Origin of the sequence: Neobacillus niacini (assembly GCF_036961885.1) — a bacterium.
Classification (GTDB): Bacteria; Bacillota; Bacilli; order Bacillales; family Cytobacillaceae; genus Neobacillus; species Neobacillus niacini_H.
In genome coordinates, this window is the sequence record NZ_JBALNQ010000002.1 from 41588 (window position 1) to 58734 (window position 17147).

14 protein-coding genes are annotated in these 17147 nt (G+C 44.0%); 13 read left to right on the forward strand and 1 reads right to left on the reverse strand.

Annotation, left to right across the window (positions count from 1 at the left end):
* Positions 1-227: 227 nt before the first annotated feature.
* The 9 genes from V7124_RS01615 to V7124_RS01655 all read left to right on the forward strand — a co-directional run bounded on the left by V7124_RS01615 (position 228) and on the right by V7124_RS01655 (position 12036).
* A complete protein-coding gene (locus V7124_RS01615; protein WP_335485274.1) occupies positions 228-1415 on the forward strand; it encodes an acetyl-CoA C-acetyltransferase in 1188 nt (395 codons plus the stop codon).
* Positions 1416-1766: 351 nt separating this feature from the next.
* Positions 1767-2618, forward strand: a complete 852-nt coding sequence (locus V7124_RS01620) for a 3-hydroxybutyryl-CoA dehydrogenase (protein ID WP_335415255.1) — start codon at positions 1767-1769, stop codon at positions 2616-2618.
* Positions 2619-2636: 18 nt separating this feature from the next.
* Positions 2637-3767 (forward strand): acyl-CoA dehydrogenase, encoded by a 1131-nt coding sequence (locus V7124_RS01625; protein WP_335485278.1) that lies wholly within the window; start codon positions 2637-2639, stop codon positions 3765-3767.
* Between the two features lie 144 nt (positions 3768-3911).
* A complete protein-coding gene (locus V7124_RS01630; protein ID WP_335485280.1) occupies positions 3912-5051 on the forward strand; it encodes an acyl-CoA dehydrogenase in 1140 nt (379 codons plus the stop codon).
* Positions 5052-5122: 71 nt separating this feature from the next.
* On the forward strand, positions 5123-5779 hold the full coding sequence (locus V7124_RS01635; protein ID WP_335485282.1) for a TetR/AcrR family transcriptional regulator: 657 nt from the start codon (positions 5123-5125) through the stop codon (positions 5777-5779).
* A gap of 66 nt (positions 5780-5845) precedes the next feature.
* Entirely contained in the window at positions 5846-9112 is a 3267-nt protein-coding gene (gene icmF, locus V7124_RS01640; RefSeq protein WP_335415264.1) for a fused isobutyryl-CoA mutase/GTPase IcmF, read from the forward strand.
* Positions 9113-9264: 152 nt separating this feature from the next.
* Entirely contained in the window at positions 9265-9480 is a 216-nt protein-coding gene (locus V7124_RS01645) for a hypothetical protein (protein ID WP_335485285.1), read from the forward strand.
* A gap of 122 nt (positions 9481-9602) precedes the next feature.
* Complete coding sequence (gene rpoE / locus V7124_RS01650; protein WP_335415270.1) at positions 9603-10184, forward strand: DNA-directed RNA polymerase subunit delta; 582 nt, start codon at positions 9603-9605, stop codon at positions 10182-10184.
* A 256-nt stretch (positions 10185-10440) separates the two neighbouring features.
* Positions 10441-12036 carry a CTP synthase gene (locus V7124_RS01655; RefSeq protein ID WP_335485288.1) on the forward strand — a complete coding sequence of 532 codons (1596 nt, stop codon included), beginning with the start codon at positions 10441-10443 and terminating at the stop codon, positions 12034-12036.
* A 235-nt stretch (positions 12037-12271) separates the two neighbouring features.
* Here the strand turns inward: V7124_RS01655 and V7124_RS01660 are convergent, their stop codons facing one another.
* A complete protein-coding gene (locus V7124_RS01660; protein WP_335415275.1) occupies positions 12272-12775 on the reverse strand; it encodes a DUF2529 domain-containing protein in 504 nt (167 codons plus the stop codon).
* A gap of 163 nt (positions 12776-12938) precedes the next feature.
* Here V7124_RS01660 and V7124_RS01665 point away from each other — a divergent pair, with 163 nt between their 5' ends.
* The 4 genes from V7124_RS01665 to glpX all read left to right on the forward strand — a co-directional run bounded on the left by V7124_RS01665 (position 12939) and on the right by glpX (position 17061).
* Positions 12939-13310, forward strand: a complete 372-nt coding sequence (locus V7124_RS01665; RefSeq protein WP_335415278.1) for a response regulator — start codon at positions 12939-12941, stop codon at positions 13308-13310.
* 235 nt (positions 13311-13545) lie between these two features.
* Entirely contained in the window at positions 13546-14403 is an 858-nt protein-coding gene (locus V7124_RS01670; protein ID WP_335415281.1) for a class II fructose-bisphosphate aldolase, read from the forward strand.
* A gap of 326 nt (positions 14404-14729) precedes the next feature.
* On the forward strand, positions 14730-16019 hold the full coding sequence (locus tag V7124_RS01675) for a UDP-N-acetylglucosamine 1-carboxyvinyltransferase (RefSeq protein ID WP_335415285.1): 1290 nt from the start codon (positions 14730-14732) through the stop codon (positions 16017-16019).
* A gap of 79 nt (positions 16020-16098) precedes the next feature.
* Positions 16099-17061 carry a class II fructose-bisphosphatase gene (glpX, locus tag V7124_RS01680; RefSeq protein WP_335415288.1) on the forward strand — a complete coding sequence of 321 codons (963 nt, stop codon included), beginning with the start codon at positions 16099-16101 and terminating at the stop codon, positions 17059-17061.
* Positions 17062-17147: the final 86 nt, after the last annotated feature.

Genomic DNA, 17147 nt, shown 5'->3' on the forward strand with positions numbered 1-17147 from the left:
CTGTAGCGCAAATCAACAGTCAAGTTTAAAGCAGCTTATTTTATAAGCAAAAGTTGATTTGTTAACCGAATTCATAAAATCTTAAGAATTTTGTGTAAAATATTTCAACTTTTGCTTCTTTTTATGTAAAATAGATAGTGGATGAGAAAACGTTTTCAATTGTTTAAATTTTTTTATTACTATTTCGAGCGAGCGTTCAGTCAATATCGAAGGGGAGAGTGTTTTAAATGGGGAGAAGTGTAATTTTAAGCGGAGTTCGAACACCATTTGGAAAATTTGGCGGGGCACTCAGCAGCCTGACTGCTTCACAGCTTGGCGGTATTGCCGTCAAAGAAGCCATCGCGCGCGCTGGCGTAAATCCTGATGATGTCCAGGAAGTGATTTTGGGGACGGTTTTACAAGGCGGCCAGGGGCAAATTCCCTCACGCCAAGCAGCAAGGGAAGCGGGCCTTTCATGGGAAGTGAAAACAGAAACCATTAATAAAGTTTGTGCGTCAGGAATGCGAAGTGTTACGTTAGGCGATCAAATCATCCGCGCTGGCGATGAAGAAGTAATTGTTGCAGGCGGCATGGAATCGATGAGCAACGCGCCATATATTCTACCAAAAGCTCGCTGGGGCTTAAAAATGGGTGATTCATCGGTGAAGGACTTAATGATTCATGACGGCTTAAGCTGCAGCTTTACCGGTGTTCATATGGGGACATATGGGAATTCCACGGCAAAAGAAATGGAAATTAGCCGTGAAGCTCAGGATCAGTGGGCTTTAAGAAGTCATGACCGGGCCGTTGCCGCAATCGAAAATGGAATTTTTGCAGAAGAAATCGTGCCTGTTACCGTCCCGCAGCGTAAAGGGGAACCCGTTGTCGTCAAGCATGATGAATCACCACGAAAAGACACCTCCATTGAAAGACTTTCAAAATTAGCACCTGTTTTTAATGCAGACGGAACGATTACAGCAGGGAATGCTCCTGGAATCAATGATGGTGCGGCCGCATTGGTAATCATGAGTGAAGAGCGAGCAGTGCGCGAAGGCCGACAGCCGGAAGCGATTATCCTTGGTCATGCAGCGGTTGCCGTCGAAGCAAAGGATTTCCCGCAAACACCAGGACTTGTTATCAACAGCTTATTGAAAAAGACCGGAAGAACAGTGGAGGAAATCGACCTATTTGAAATCAATGAAGCCTTTGCTGCCGTTGTGTTAGCAAGTGGAAAAATTGCCAATCTTGATACAGAAAAGGTTAATGTCAACGGCGGTGCGGTCGCATTGGGCCACCCAATCGGAGCAAGCGGCGCCCGAATCATCATCACGTTAATGCATGAGTTAAAGCGCCGTGGCGGCGGAATTGGGATTGCTGCCATCTGCAGCGGCGGCGGCCAGGGTGATGCGGTAATGATTGAGGTGCCAAGAGGATAATTGATTGAGATAAATTAAATGTCTAAATGAGGTAATTGGTTCTGGAAAAATGTCTAAATGTAAGGTGATTGATTTCCGAAAATTGTATATGCAGGGTAATTAGTTACCATAAATTGTATATTTGGAGAAAATGGTTTCCAGAAAATGTCTAAATTTCCAAAACGGGCTGAAAAATGTCCAAAACATCGGGAAAAATGTTCAAAACGCTGAGAAAAGTGTTCAAAACCCAAGGGAAAATGTCCAAAAGCCGATAAAAAGTGTCCAAAACTCAAAAACGTCATGAAAACCAGATAGAGTTTTTTTAAAAAAAAGGGGCTTGAACGATTTCAAGCCCCAATTGGAGGGGAACACATGAAGGTTGAGAAGATTATGGTCATCGGAGCTGGCCAAATGGGCTCCGGGATTGCACAAGTTTGTGCGCAGGCAGGTTATCAGGTGCTTCTTAATGACCTTAAGCCGGAATTTGTCGAGCGCGGCTTAGGGGTTATCAGTAAAAACCTTGCACGGAATGTAGCAAAAGGCAGGCTGACAGAAGAGCAAAAACAAGATTTTTTCAATCAGATTACCGCGTCCACGGACCTGAATGATGCCCGTGAGGTCGACCTCGTCATTGAAGCGGCGGTTGAAAATATGGAAATCAAGACGAAAATCTTCAAGCAGTTAGATGAAATCACGCCGCCAGATGTGATTTTAGCCAGTAATACCTCATCGCTGCCGATCACGGAGATTGCGGCAGCCACCAACCGACCAGAAAAGGTAATCGGGATGCATTTTATGAACCCGGTTCCGGTGATGAAGCTCGTTGAGATCATTCGTGGTTTGGCAACAGCTGATGAGGTTTACCAAGTGATTGAAGATATGACGAAGACTTTGGGCAAGGTTCCTGTTGAGGTCAATGACTTCCCGGGATTCGTTTCGAATCGAATTCTGATGCCGATGATCAATGAAGCGATCTATACCCTATATGAGGGCGTGGCAACTAAAGAAGCGATTGATGAAGTCATGAAGCTTGGGATGAACCATCCGATGGGGCCGCTGACGCTAGCTGATTTTATTGGCCTCGATACATGCCTGTATATTATGGAAACCCTTCATGAAGGCTTTGGTGACACGAAATACCGTCCATGTCCGCTACTCCGCAAGTATGTGAAAGCAGGTTGGCTGGGCAAGAAATCAGGTCGAGGCTTCTATACCTACGAATAGTTTGGAGGTCAAACTACTATGAATCTTAGATTTTCAGAAGAGCAAGAAATGATGCGAAAAATGGTTCGCGATTTCGCCAATAGTGAGATTGTGCCGTTTATAGAAAAAATGGAACAGGGCGAGTTTCCGCGCGAGATTCTTCGGAAAATGGGTGAGCTCGGCTTGATGGGGATTCCTGTTCCGCAGGAATACGGTGGTGCAGAGATGGATTTTGTCTCTTATATCATTGCGATAAATGAACTGTCCCGGGTCAGCGCAACGGTTGGTGTCATCCTTTCGGTACATACATCCGTTGGAACGAACCCCATTTTGTACTTTGGTACGGACGAACAGAAGCAGCGATTTCTTCCGAAGCTGGCGTCAGGCGAGTATTTGGCGGCCTTTTGTTTAACGGAAGCAGGTTCGGGATCTGATGCGAAAAGTATGAAATCCCGCGCAGTAAAAAAGGATGATCACTATGTCATCAACGGGTCGAAGATGTTTATTACCAACGGCGGTGAGGCAGATGTGTATATCGTGTTTGCTTCAACGAATCCGGAGCTAGGCAGCAAAGGAATCTCTGCTTTTATTGTAGAAAAAAAATCACCTGGCCTTGTGATTGGCAAGGATGAACATAAAATGGGACTCCATGGCTCGAGGACGGTTCAGCTTTCCTTCGAGGACATGCGAGTTCCAGTCGAAAATCTTTTAGGTAACGAAGGAGATGGCTTTAAAATTGCGATGGCAAACCTCGATGTTGGCCGGATTGGGATTGCTGCTCAAGCGTTAGGGATTGCCGAGGCTGCGCTGGGTGCGGCGGTGGAGTATGCAAAAGAACGTCAGCAGTTTGGCAAGCCGATTGCGGCCCAACAAGGAATTGGTTTTAAACTTGCGGATATGGCGACGAACGTGGAAGCTGCTAGATTATTACTCTATCGGGCGGCGGACCTACGTGCACAAGGATTAAAGTGTGGGCTCGAAGCATCAGTTGCCAAATTATTTGCATCAAAGACAGCGATGGAAACAGCGACGGAAGCGATTCAGGTGTTTGGCGGCTATGGTTATACAGAGGATTACCCAGTCGAGCGCTATTTCCGCGATGCAAAAGTGACCGAGATTTATGAAGGAACCAGTGAGATACAACGGATTGTGATAAGTAAATATCTTTGATTTGTAGAAGCTGTACAGTTTTTTGTAGAAGCTGTACGGTTTTGTGTAGAAGCTGTATGGTTTTGTGTAGAAACTGTCCGCTTTTGTCCAGGAACTGTCCGTTTTTTAAAAAGAAGGAACCTAACCTTGGAGGAGGAAAATATAATGAATTTTCGCTTATCGGAAGAACATGAAATGATTCGGAAAATGGTTCGAGATTTTGCTAGAAATGAGGTCGCACCTACAGCAGCTGAGCGTGACGAGGAGGAGCGCTTTGATCGCGAGATTTTTGACAAGATGGCGGAGCTTGGCTTAACAGGAATTCCGTGGCCAGAGGAGTACGGTGGAATTGGCAGCGATTACTTAGCGTATTGTATCGCAATTGAAGAGCTTTCCCGTGTTTGCGCATCAACTGGGGTTACGTTATCCGCACATACTTCGTTAGCTGGCTGGCCGATTTATAAATTTGGTTCCGAAGAGCAAAAGCAGCAATATCTTCGTCCCATGGCGGAGGGAACGAAAATCGGAGCGTACGGATTAACTGAGCCAGGCAGCGGCTCGGATGCAGGCGCCATGAGAACGACGGCAAAGCGCGATGGCGATCACTACGTCCTTAATGGTTCAAAAATTTTCATTACCAATGGCGGTGTTGCGGATATTTATGTCGTGTTTGCCTTAACGGACCCATCAAGCAAACAAAAGGGAACCACGGCATTCATCGTTGAAAGTGACTTTCCGGGCTTCTCGGTTGGCAAAAAGGAAAAGAAACTCGGCATTCGTTCCTCACCAACCACGGAAATTATTTTTGAAGATTGTAAGGTGCCTGTCACCAACCGACTTGGTGAAGAAGGCGATGGCTTCAAAATTGCGATGATGACGCTTGATGGCGGACGCAATGGCATTGCGGCGCAGGCGGTAGGCATTGCCCAGGGTGCGCTTGACGCTGCGGTTGACTATGCGAGAGAACGTCACCAGTTTGGTAAGCCGATTGCGGCGAACCAAGGGATTGGCTTTAAGCTTGCGGATATGGCGACAAACATTGAAGCAGCAAGACTATTAACCTATCAAGCAGCATGGCTTGAGTCTGAGGGTCTGCCGTACGGCAAGGAATCGGCGATGTCTAAATTATTTGCTGGCGATACGGCCATGAAAGTGACAACGGAAGCCGTGCAGGTATTTGGCGGCTACGGCTACACAAAGGATTATCCAGTCGAGAGATTCATGCGCGATGCAAAAATCACGCAAATCTATGAAGGAACACAGGAAGTCCAACGACTTGTTATTTCTAGGATGATTACGAAGTAACGTGCCTCGTAATCTATCAAATGAATACGAAATAGCCAGTGCATGACTTTGAACAAAGGGCGGAAAAAAGGATGAAAAAGCGTGAAGTGCAGGCTTCGGTTAAAGATGAACGCCTTGTACAAAGAAGGCGTGATCAGATGATCAAAGGGGCGGTTTCACTTTTTAAAGAAAAGGGGTTTCACCGGACGACGACTAGGGAAATTGCCAAGGCAGCAGGCTTTAGCATTGGGACGTTATACGAGTATATTCGGACAAAGGAAGATGTGCTCTACTTAGTTTGCGACAGTATTTATGATCATGTGAGCGAGCGGCTTCAGGAGGATCTTGAGCACAAGCAAGGCACACTTGAGAGCCTGAAGCTTGGGATTGCCAATTATTTTCGGGTCATTGATGAAATGCAGGCGGAAGTTTTGGTGATGTATCAAGAGGCAAAGTCGCTCACCAAGGATGCCCTGCCCTATGTGTTGAAAAAGGAAAATGAAATGGCGGCGATGTTCGAAAAACTAATCACCCTTTGTGTGGAGAATGGTGAATTGAACTTAACGCCCAAACAAATAAAAATCCTTTCCCACACGATTATTGTTGAGGGGCAGATGTGGAGCTTCCGCCGCTGGGCATTACAAAAGCTTTATACATTAGAAGAATATATTGTTTTGCAGACGGAGCTGCTGTTTTCGGGGATTAACGGAATTAGTCAGGTGCAAAAGGACAGTATCATGACGAAATAATGTCGGAAAAACAACCATGGGTTCATTTTCAAAAAAAGGGCTTTTTCAAATCAAAGGGGGAGACATATGAGTACAACGGGGGTTTATCAACCGAAGCACCATATTCGTTTTGTGACGGCGTCGAGTTTGTTTGATGGCCACGATGCTTCAATCAATATTATGAGGAGAATTCTTCAGGCGAGTGGGGCCGAGGTCATTCATCTTGGGCATAACCGTTCGGTGGAGGAGGTTGTCAATGCGGCGATTCATGAGGATGCACAGGGGATTGCGATTTCTTCGTATCAAGGCGGACATGTCGAATATTTTAAGTATATGTATGATTTGCTGAAGGAGAAGGGTGCGCCAAACATCCGTATTTATGGCGGCGGCGGCGGTGTAATTATCCCGCGCGAGATTAAGGAGCTTCATGAGTACGGGATTGCCTGGATTTTTTCGCCAGATGACGGGCGGACGATGGGGCTGCAGGGAATGATTAATCGGATGCTTGCGGAGTGTGATTTTTCGACGGTTACGGCTGATCATAAGGAGCATCTTGAAAAGCTGCCTGCAGGGGATGTTAATGCGATTTCAAAATTGATCACGCTCGCAGAACTCCATGTTGATAATAATCGTGAAGCGGCGGCTGCAGCCGAAAGCATGCTGGAAAAGGTAAAATCGTTATCGAAGAAAATTCCGGTTGTGGGTATTACCGGTACGGGCGGTGCTGGAAAAAGCTCGCTGACGGACGAATTGATCCGCCGGTTTATCAATGAACTTCCGGAAAAAAAGGTGGCGATTCTATCGGTTGACCCGACGAAGCAAAAAACGGGCGGTGCGCTGTTAGGTGACAGAATTCGGATGAATGCAATTTTCCACCCGAATGTTTATATGCGGAGTCTGGCAACGAGATCTTCCAAATCGGAGCTATCGCTGGCTATAAAAGACGCAGTCCAGGTTGTGAAGGCAGCTGGATTTGACCTTGTGATTGTCGAAACGAGTGGAATCGGCCAGGGAGATGCGGAAATCACCGAGATTTGCGATGTTTCCCTTTACGTGATGACCAGCGAGTTCGGGGCCCCTTCACAGCTCGAAAAGATTGATATGATTGACTTTGCTGATTTGATTGTCATCAATAAATTTGAGCGTAAGGGCTCTGAGGATGCGCTGCGCCAGGTTCAAAAACAATATCAGCGCAGCCATATGCTGTTTGAAAAAGACCCTAGTGACATGCCGGTATACGGGACGATTGCCAGCCAATTTAATGACCCAGGAACGAACGCCTTGTTTGCAGCGTTAATTGAAAAAGTAAATGAGAGGCTGGGCAGCGATTGGGTTACTTCTTTTACGAAGTTTGCATTAGTGGAAAAACAAAATGTCATTATTCCAACCGACCGCCGCTATTACCTTCGGGAAATATCGGAAACCGTTCGCCGTTATCATGCAAAAGCAGAGGAGCAGGCGAATATTTCGCGAAAATTGTTCCAGCTTGAAGGGGCGATTGCTGCGGTCAAGGAGACGGAAGCAAATGCTGAAGTTCTTGCTTCCTTGGAAGCGATCAAGCAGTCTACGGAAGAGAAATTAACGCCTGAGTCGAAAAAAATTCTTGCTGGCTGGGAAAAAACAAAAGCAGATTATGCGGCCGACAAATTTGTCACCCGCATTCGTGACAAAGAAATTATTACCGTGTTGAAAACCAAGAGTCTGTCAGGGATTGATATTCCTAAGGTCGTTCTGCCGCGCTATAAAGATTACGGTGAAATCCTGCGCTGGGTTTATCGTGAGAATGTGCCAGGTGCCTACCCGTATACGGCTGGAGTATTCCCATTCAAGCGTGAAGGGGAGGATCCAAAACGTCAGTTTGCTGGAGAAGGGACGCCGGAACGAACGAACCGCCGTTTCCACTATTTATCAAAGGATGATGATGCCAAACGGTTAAGTACAGCGTTTGACTCGGTGACCTTGTATGGCGAGGATCCGGATTATCGTCCAGACATTTTTGGAAAAGTTGGTGAGAGCGGCGTCAATGTATGTACGCTTGACGATATGAAGAAGCTTTATGACGGTTTTGACCTCTGCCACCCGTCAACATCGGTTTCGATGACGATTAATGGTCCGGCACCGATTATTTTAGCGATGTTTATGAATACGGCGATTGATCAGCAGGTGAAGAAAAAAGAGGCAGAACTTGGACGCGTGTTAAGTGTTGAGGAATTTGCAGAGGTGAAGGCTTATACGTTACGGACTGTTCGTGGAACAGTACAGGCGGATATTTTAAAAGAAGACCAAGGTCAAAATACGTGTATTTTTTCAACAGAGTTTGCCCTGAGGATGATGGGTGACATCCAGCAATATTTCATTGATACTCAGGTGCGCAACTATTATTCCGTTTCGATTTCTGGCTATCATATTGCTGAAGCAGGGGCGAACCCAATTTCGCAGTTAGCCTTTACGCTTTCCAATGGTTTTACGTATGTTGAGTATTATTTAAGCCGCGGCATGAAGATTGATGACTTTGCGCAAAACCTATCCTTCTTCTTCTCGAATGGCTTGGATCCAGAATATACGGTGATTGGCCGGGTGGCCCGTCGAATTTGGGCAACGGTGATGAGAGATAAATATGGTGCGAGTGAACGAAGTCAAAAGCTGAAGTATCATGTTCAAACCTCTGGTCGCTCTCTGCATGCTCAGGAAATTGACTTTAATGATATTCGGACTACGTTACAAGCGTTGATGGCGTTGCAGGATAATTGTAATTCGCTTCATACCAATGCTTATGACGAGGCGATTACGACACCAACAGAAGAATCGGTTCGCCGGGCGATGGCGATTCAGATGATTATTACCAACGAGCATGGCTTATCGAAAAATGAAAATCCACTTCAAGGGTCGTTTATTGTTGAAGAACTGACCGACCTGGTGGAGGAAGCTGTTCTCCAGGAATTTGAACGTTTAAATGACCGTGGCGGTGTCCTTGGTTCGATGGAAACCCAGTATCAACGCGGTAAGATTCAGGATGAGTCGATGTACTATGAAATGAAGAAGCATACCGGTGAACTGCCAATTATCGGGGTGAATACGTATTTAAATCCGAATCCTCCGTCAGCAGAAGACATTGACAGCATGGAGCTGGCCCGAGCTTCCTACGAGGAAAAGGAATTGCAAATCACCAACCTGCGCGCCTTCCAACAAACGCACGCAGCCGAAACTGGAAACGCACTAGAGCGGTTAAAAGCAGCTGCCGTTAACAATGAAAACATCTTTGCCGCATTAATGGAAACCGTAAAAGTAGCCAGCCTCGGCCAAATCACAAAAGCACTATACGAAGTAGGCGGTCAGTACCGCAGGAATATGTAAATTGGATCCAATGACAATGGCTTTGAAAGCAGCTGCTTTTTGAGCCATTGTTTTTATTGAAAAAATAATTTTTCAACTAGTACTTATCTTGCCTATTTTTCTTATATAATAGATGAGCATATATCAATCGATCCCGAGGTGGGTGTTGACAGATGAAGACGAATCATACGTTATTGGTTTTAATCATAGCAGCTTGGCCGTTATATTATCTCTATCAACACCAATTAGGGGCAATTTCCTTTCTACTCCTAGCAATCTTCTTCCTCGTCAAGGCAATAAAAGAATTGAAAATGCTAAAAAAGGAAAATAAACCAGATGACTGCCAGAAAGATTGCGAAAAAATCAAGCAAAACAATAGATTGAACTAGCATAAACGGGAGAATATTGTTTATAATGAAGAATATGTCAAAAAACTAGCATATGCTAGACATAAGCTTGCCCGTTATCACTCCATACATAGAGTGTTAAATAGTGAAAGGAAGTGCCAATATTGAGTTTAAAAAGTTTCTCAAAAGAGCAATTAAAAGAGCTTTCCCTTATTGAGATGGCGTATGAATTTCTAAAAAATAGCAAACAACCGATTGCGTTTAACGATTTAATTAAAGAAATTGCTGCATCAACGGAGATCACCGAGGCGTCAATTAGAGCAAGGATTGCACAATTTTATACAGATATAAATATTGATGGCCGGTTTCTATCGTTAGGAGATAACCGCTGGGGCCTTCGCGTCTGGTATCCAATCGATACACAGGAGGAAGAGGTCGTTACTGTTATTAAACCTAAGAAGAAAAAGGCGAAAAAGGTTGTCGATGAAGACGACTTTGATGATGTTGAGGATGTTGAAGACGACTTTGATGAACTTGATGACTTTGTCGATGAAGATGACCTTCTTGATGAGGATGAAGACGATCTTCTTGATGACCTCGATGATGTGGATGATATCGATGAAGACGATGATGTCGTCGATGATGATGATGAATTCGAACTTGATGCCGAAGAGGACCTGGACGAGGAACTCGATGAGGAAGAAGAAGATATCGATGAAGTAGAGGAAGAAGACGACCTATTATAGGGGTTGACTTTTTTATCCTGCACTTGTACAATCACTTTTGGGCTCCTTAAAAAAGGAACGGATCATAATTAGCTTACAAAGCGCTCCCCTACATTTTGTGTGGGTGGGTGCTTTTTTTATTTTGTCGGGAATCATGATAGGATACACAGCTCTTTCGGCGTTTGGCCGAGACTTCTTTGCTTTTTAAAATTTTTTTTATAAAAAGAAGCCATAAACAACAATTGATTGTACAAACTGAATTAGAGGAGGATATTTTATGACGAAGTATATTTTTGTAACTGGCGGTGTGGTTTCATCGTTAGGAAAAGGAATTACCGCAGCCTCTTTAGGCCGTTTATTAAAGAATCGTGGATTAAGCGTTACGATTCAGAAATTTGACCCCTACATTAACGTGGACCCTGGAACCATGAGTCCGTATCAACATGGTGAAGTATTTGTCACTGGTGATGGCGCAGAAACGGATTTAGACCTAGGACACTATGAACGTTTTATCGATATTAATCTAAATAAGTACAGTAACGTGACCACTGGGAAAATCTATTCTACTGTATTGCGCAAGGAACGCCGCGGCGATTATTTAGGCGGAACCGTTCAGGTTATCCCGCACATCACGAATGAAATCAAGGACCGTGTCTTCCGTGCTGGCAATGAAACCAATGCCGATGTCGTTATTACTGAAATCGGCGGAACGGTAGGGGATATTGAGTCACTACCTTTCTTGGAAGCCATCCGTCAAATCAAGAGTGATATTGGCAGCTCCAATGTCATGTACATTCACTGTACGCTAATCCCTTACATTAAAGCAGCGGGCGAAATGAAGACCAAGCCTACACAGCATAGTGTTAAAGAGCTTCGCAGCCTTGGGATTCAGCCAAATATCATCGTTGTTCGTACCGAAATGCCAGTTTCACAAGATATGAAGGATAAAATTGCTTTGTTCTGTGATATCGATGCGAAGGCAGTGATTGAGTGTCGTGATGCGGATACCCTATATTCAATTCCACTGGCGCTTCAAGAGCAGCATATGGACCAAATCGTTTGTGACCACTTGAAGTTGACAACACCGGAACCAGAAATGACAGAATGGAAAGCTCTCGTTGATAAGGTTATGAATCTTTCTAAGAAAACACGTATTGGTCTTGTCGGCAAATATGTTGAACTTCAGGATGCGTATATTTCTGTTGTCGAAGCGATGAAGCATGCAGGATATGCATTTGACGCGGACATTGATATTAAGTGGATTAATGCGGAACATGTGACTGCAGAGAACGTTGATGAACTATTGCATGATGTTGATGGTATTTTAGTTCCTGGCGGCTTCGGGGATCGTGGGATTGAAGGCAAAATTCAAGCAACCCGCTATGCTCGTGAAACGAAGAAGCCTTTCCTTGGCATTTGCTTAGGTATGCAGCTGGCAACAATTGAATTTGCTCGTCATGTTCTAGGTTACCAAAATGCCCATTCTGCCGAGTTTGAACCGGAAACACAGCACCCAATCATCGATTTACTTCCAGAGCAAAAGGATGTAGAGGATTTAGGCGGTACCTTAAGACTTGGCCTCTATCCATGCCGTTTAGTGGAAGGAACCAAGGCGTTTGACGCTTATGAAGACGAAGTGGTTTATGAACGTCACCGTCACCGTTATGAGTTTAACAATCATTACCGTCAAGAAATGGAAGATGCCGGATTTGTGTTCTCTGGGACAAGCCCAGATGGCCGTCTCGTCGAGATCATTGAGCTTACAGACCATCCGTGGTTTGTGGCGTCACAGTTCCACCCGGAATTTGTCTCAAGACCAACTCGTCCACAACCGCTATTCCGTGACTTTATAAAAGCTACTTTAGAAAAATAAACGACAGCCAGTTCTCTTGACGGGAACTGGCTATTTTTTTGGTGTGGTTTTTCCAGAAAATGTCTAAATGTCCATAACCCACTGGAAAGTGTCCAAAACTCATCTGAAAATGTCCAAAACCCCGAAAAAAGTGTCCAAAACTCATTGAAAAATATCCATAACCCATCCAAAAATGTCCAAAACAAAAAAGCGGCCTCTATTCAAGGCCGCAAACTCCAATTATATTCAGCAAACATCAATCATATTCCGCAAATATCTCATCAATCGTAAACTTTAATCCATAATAAACGAATAAAGCTGCCATCGAAGCTGGATATCCGTAACGATTTCCAAAATCATCGGGTAACAATCCTTTAGTCAGCTGTAAATTAATATGAACATCTGCCAGTTCCGCTAATTTGCCATCTGGAACCACTGTCGATGCAGCAACAAATGGGATGCCCAACTCCTGAAGTTTCGAAGCCCATTCTATCGCCTCATCATCACTAGAGGTTCGCGAAAATAATAGAACCCTGTCGGCGCTAGACAATTCTTCAATATTCATTAACACCTTCGCGCCTTTTAATGGTTCCGCACTTTCCAAAGCTTCAAACTCAACGGCCTTCATTTCCTGAAATCCTAAAAGGTAAATCGTTTGCCCTTGGGCAAGGAGACGGGCTCCATCCTCGAAGGAAAACTCTTCTTTTTCAGAAATTTTTTTAAATAACCCAGTTAACTGGGTTGTAAACATTTTTAACAAAAAAACCCCTCCTTCTCAAAGTTATTATAGCTATATAAAAATAAAAGACAATTACCACAAATTACCTACATATAAATAAAGGGATTTTTAAATAGATGTCGAAGAATTAATGTGGAAGTAATAGAGATAAACAATTGTAAAATAGGGTGGAAGAGGTGGAGTTATGAAAGAAAAAATTTTAATTGTTGACGATCAATTTGGGATTCGGATTTTATTAAATGAGGTATTCTCAAAGGAAGGGTATCAAACCTTTCAGGCAGCAAATGGAATTCAGGCACTAGAGATTGTTACGAAGCATGACCCAGATCTCGTCCTATTAGATATGAAAATCCCTGGTATGGATGGTATTGAAATTTTAAAAAGAATGAAGGTCATTAATCCTGATATTCGCGTTATTATTATGACCGCCTATGGTGAATTGGATATGATTCAAGAGGCTAAGAATCTCGGAGCAATTACTCATTTCGCGAAGCCATTCGATATTGATGATATCCGTGCGGCTGTTCGAAAACACATACCACAAAACGCCAATTAATCACTTTTTCCAAAGAAAACGATACCATAGAAATGGTTTCGCTTTCATTGTGAACGTTTAAAAAACTAGTCTTCATTATTGGTATTTTGTGAACTTGTTTGGTATGATACTTATGAACTTTTACTGGTCCATTTATCTTTCTCGATAATACATAATCAGCAATTTCGTAGGAAATCCTTAATAGGAAAGCCCTAAATAAGAGGAGATAAATAACCTATACCTAGGAGGAAATAAAATGCCTTTAGTTTCTATGAAAGAAATGCTCATTAAAGCAAAAGAAGAGGGTTACGCTGTTGGGCAATTTAACTTAAATAACCTGGAGTTTACTCAAGCAATCCTTCAGGCTGCTGAAGCTGAAAAATCACCAGTCATTCTTGGTGTTTCTGAAGGGGCAGCTCGCTATATGGGCGGCTTTAAAACAATCGTTAAAATGGTAGAAGGTTTATTAGAAGATTACAAAGTGACCGTTCCTGTTGCGATTCACCTGGACCACGGTTCAAGCTTTGAAAAGTGTAAAGAAGCGATTGATGCTGGCTTTACGTCTGTAATGATTGATGCTTCACATCATCCATTTGAAGAAAACGTAGAAATTACTTCAAAAGTAGTTGAATACGCTCATTCAAAAGGTGTATCCGTTGAAGCAGAATTAGGAACTGTTGGCGGTCAAGAAGACGATGTTATCGCTGAAGGCGTTATTTATGCAGATCCTAAAGAGTGCGAAGAGCTTGTTAAGCGCACAGGTATTGATTGCCTTGCACCTGCATTAGGTTCCGTACACGGACCATACAAAGGTGAGCCAAAGCTTGGTTACCCTGAGATGGAAGCAATCGGAAAAGCGACTGGTCTTCCACTTGTACTTCACGGTGGAACTGGAATTCCAACACATGATATCCAAAAGTCTGTTTCACTTGGAACAGCTAAAATTAACGTTAATACTGAAAACCAAATCGCTTCTGCAAAGGCAGTTCGTGAAGCATTAGCAGCGAAGCCGGAAGAGTATGATCCACGTAAATATTTAGGTCCAGCTCGTGATGCGATCAAAGCAACTGTAATCGGCAAAATGCGCGAATTCGGTTCAGCAGGCAGAGCATAAAACGAATAGCGGATGCGTCTTGATTGAATAGGCGTTGCAGCTAGACAAAACTCGACATAGATTTATCATCATGAAAAAAAGCAGTAATTGAAACCGTCCCTTTAACGAGTGGGCGGTTTCAATTGTATAGAGAAGTATGCCGGAATGCTTAAATTTTCCAGTTTTTAAAACTTTTTTTCAGATTTATACAATAAAAATAAATTATTGGTGTAAACTAGATGATAGACAAGTTGTCGGTTTATGTAATTTGCTATTGGAAATTAATGGTTTATACTATAATAAAAAAATAATAAAGTCCATCCCAATGGCGTAGAAGGGAGTCGAACATGGAAAAACTTAAAATTGCGGGCGGATACCCTCTTAAGGGAACCGTAAGAATAAGTGGTGCAAAAAACAGTGCAGTTGCGTTGATACCAGCAACCATTTTAGCAGAGTCACCGGTAACAATTGAAGGGCTGCCGGATATTTCCGATGTAGAGATATTGAAGGACCTGCTCGAAGAAATTGGCGGTAAAGTTGAGCTTTCCGATGATTTTGATATGACGGTTGACCCATCGTCGATGATTTCGATGCCATTGCCAAACGGAAAAGTGAAGAAGCTTCGTGCCTCTTACTATCTGATGGGGGCGATGCTCGGCCGCTTTAAAAAGGCCGTCATCGGTTTACCGGGTGGATGTCATCTTGGACCAAGGCCGATTGATCAGCATATTAAGGGCTTTGAGGCGCTTGGTGCTCAAATAACCAATGAACAGGGAGCGATATATTTGCGTGCGGACGAACTGCGGGGCGCGCGAATTTACCTGGATGTGGTTAGTGTTGGAGCAACGATTAATATCATGCTGGCAGCGGTACGGGCAAAGGGCAGGACGATTATTGAAAATGCCGCGAAAGAGCCGGAAATCATTGATGTGGCGACCCTTTTAACGAATATGGGTGCAAGAATAAAAGGTGCAGGAACAGATGTCATCCGGATTGATGGGGTTGATAGTCTCCATGGCTGCCGCCATACAATTATTCCTGACCGAATTGAAGCTGGAACCTATATGATTTTAGGTGCTGCAATGGGTGATGGCGTACTGATCGACAATGTGATTCCACAGCATTTAGAATCATTGATAGCCAAGCTTCGAGAAATGGGCGTGAAAATCGAAACAGGCGACGACCAGGTATTTGTCAGCAGCTCAGAAAAGCTAAAGTCTGTTGATATAAAAACCCTTGTTTATCCAGGTTTTCCAACGGATCTGCAGCAGCCATTTACAACGCTGTTAACAAAAGCAACAGGATCGAGTGTGGTAACCGATACGATATATGGTGCCCGTTTTAAACATATTGATGAATTAAGAAGAATGAATGCCAATATTAAAGTCGAAGGCCGCTCTGCGATTATTAGCGGACCTATCAATCTTCAAGGCGCCAAGGTGAAGGCTAGTGACCTTCGAGCTGGAGCGGCGCTGTTCATTGCAGGTTTAATGGCAGAGGGAATTACCGAAGTAACGGGCCTTGAGCATATCGATCGAGGCTATAGCCAGCTTGTTGAAAAATTAAATGGTTTAGGTGCAACGGTTTGGCGTGAAGCTTTAACAAAAGATGAAGTGGAACAGTTGAAAAATACGTAAATATGCTATACTAATCTCCCTAATATGTTATACTAATGATATTCTTAAAGGTATAAATAAATATTGGGGGAGTTAGAATATGGAGAGAAGTCTATCTATGGAGCTAGTTCGCGTGACGGAGGCTGCTGCACTTGCTTCAGCACGCTGGATGGGACGCGGGAAAAAAGATGAAGCAGACGGTGCTGCAACCTCAGCGATGCGCGATGTATTTGACACAATTCCGATGAAGGGAACCGTTGTCATAGGTGAAGGCGAAATGGACGAGGCTCCAATGCTTTATATCGGTGAGAAGCTTGGGACAGGCTTCGGACCTCGAGTCGATGTAGCTGTGGACCCCCTTGAAGGTACCAATATTTTAGCAGCTGGCGGCTGGAATGCGTTAGCGGTTCTTGCTATTGCGGATAATGGTAACCTGCTTCATGCACCAGATATGTACATGGAAAAAATCGCGGTGGGTCCTGAAGCAGTGGGGCTTATCGATATCAATGCTTCTGTACTTGATAATCTAAAAGCAGTTGCGAAAGCGAAAAACAAAGACATTGGCGATGTTGTGGCTACTGTTTTAAATCGTCCACGACATGAACATATCATTGCACAGCTTCGTGAAGCGGGTGCCCGTATTAAATTGATCAATGATGGTGACGTTGCAGGGGCGATAAATACCGCTTTTGATGACACTGGCGTGGACATTCTATTTGGCTCTGGGGGAGCACCGGAAGGCGTGATCTCAGCCGTTGCCTTAAAATGTCTTGGCGGTGAAATCATCGGTAAACTATTACCACAGAGCGATGCTGAATTGGAGCGCTGTATAAAAATGGGTCTAGACGTCAATAAGGTCCTTCGCATGGAAGACCTTGTGAAGGGTGATGACGCCATTTTTGCAGCAACCGGTGTAACCGACGGAGAACTGCTTCGTGGTGTTCAATTTAAGGGTGCTTATGGGTCTACTCACTCCGTCGTTATGCGTGCCAAATCTGGTACGGTCCGATTTGTCGAAGGACGCCACAGCTTGAAAAAGAAACCCAATTTAGTGATTCGATAATTTTTTACACTTTGGTTTTGTAAATGGATACTGTTGATTTTGGAACCTGTTGATTGGAGCGAAAGGAGCTCGACTCCTGCGGGATG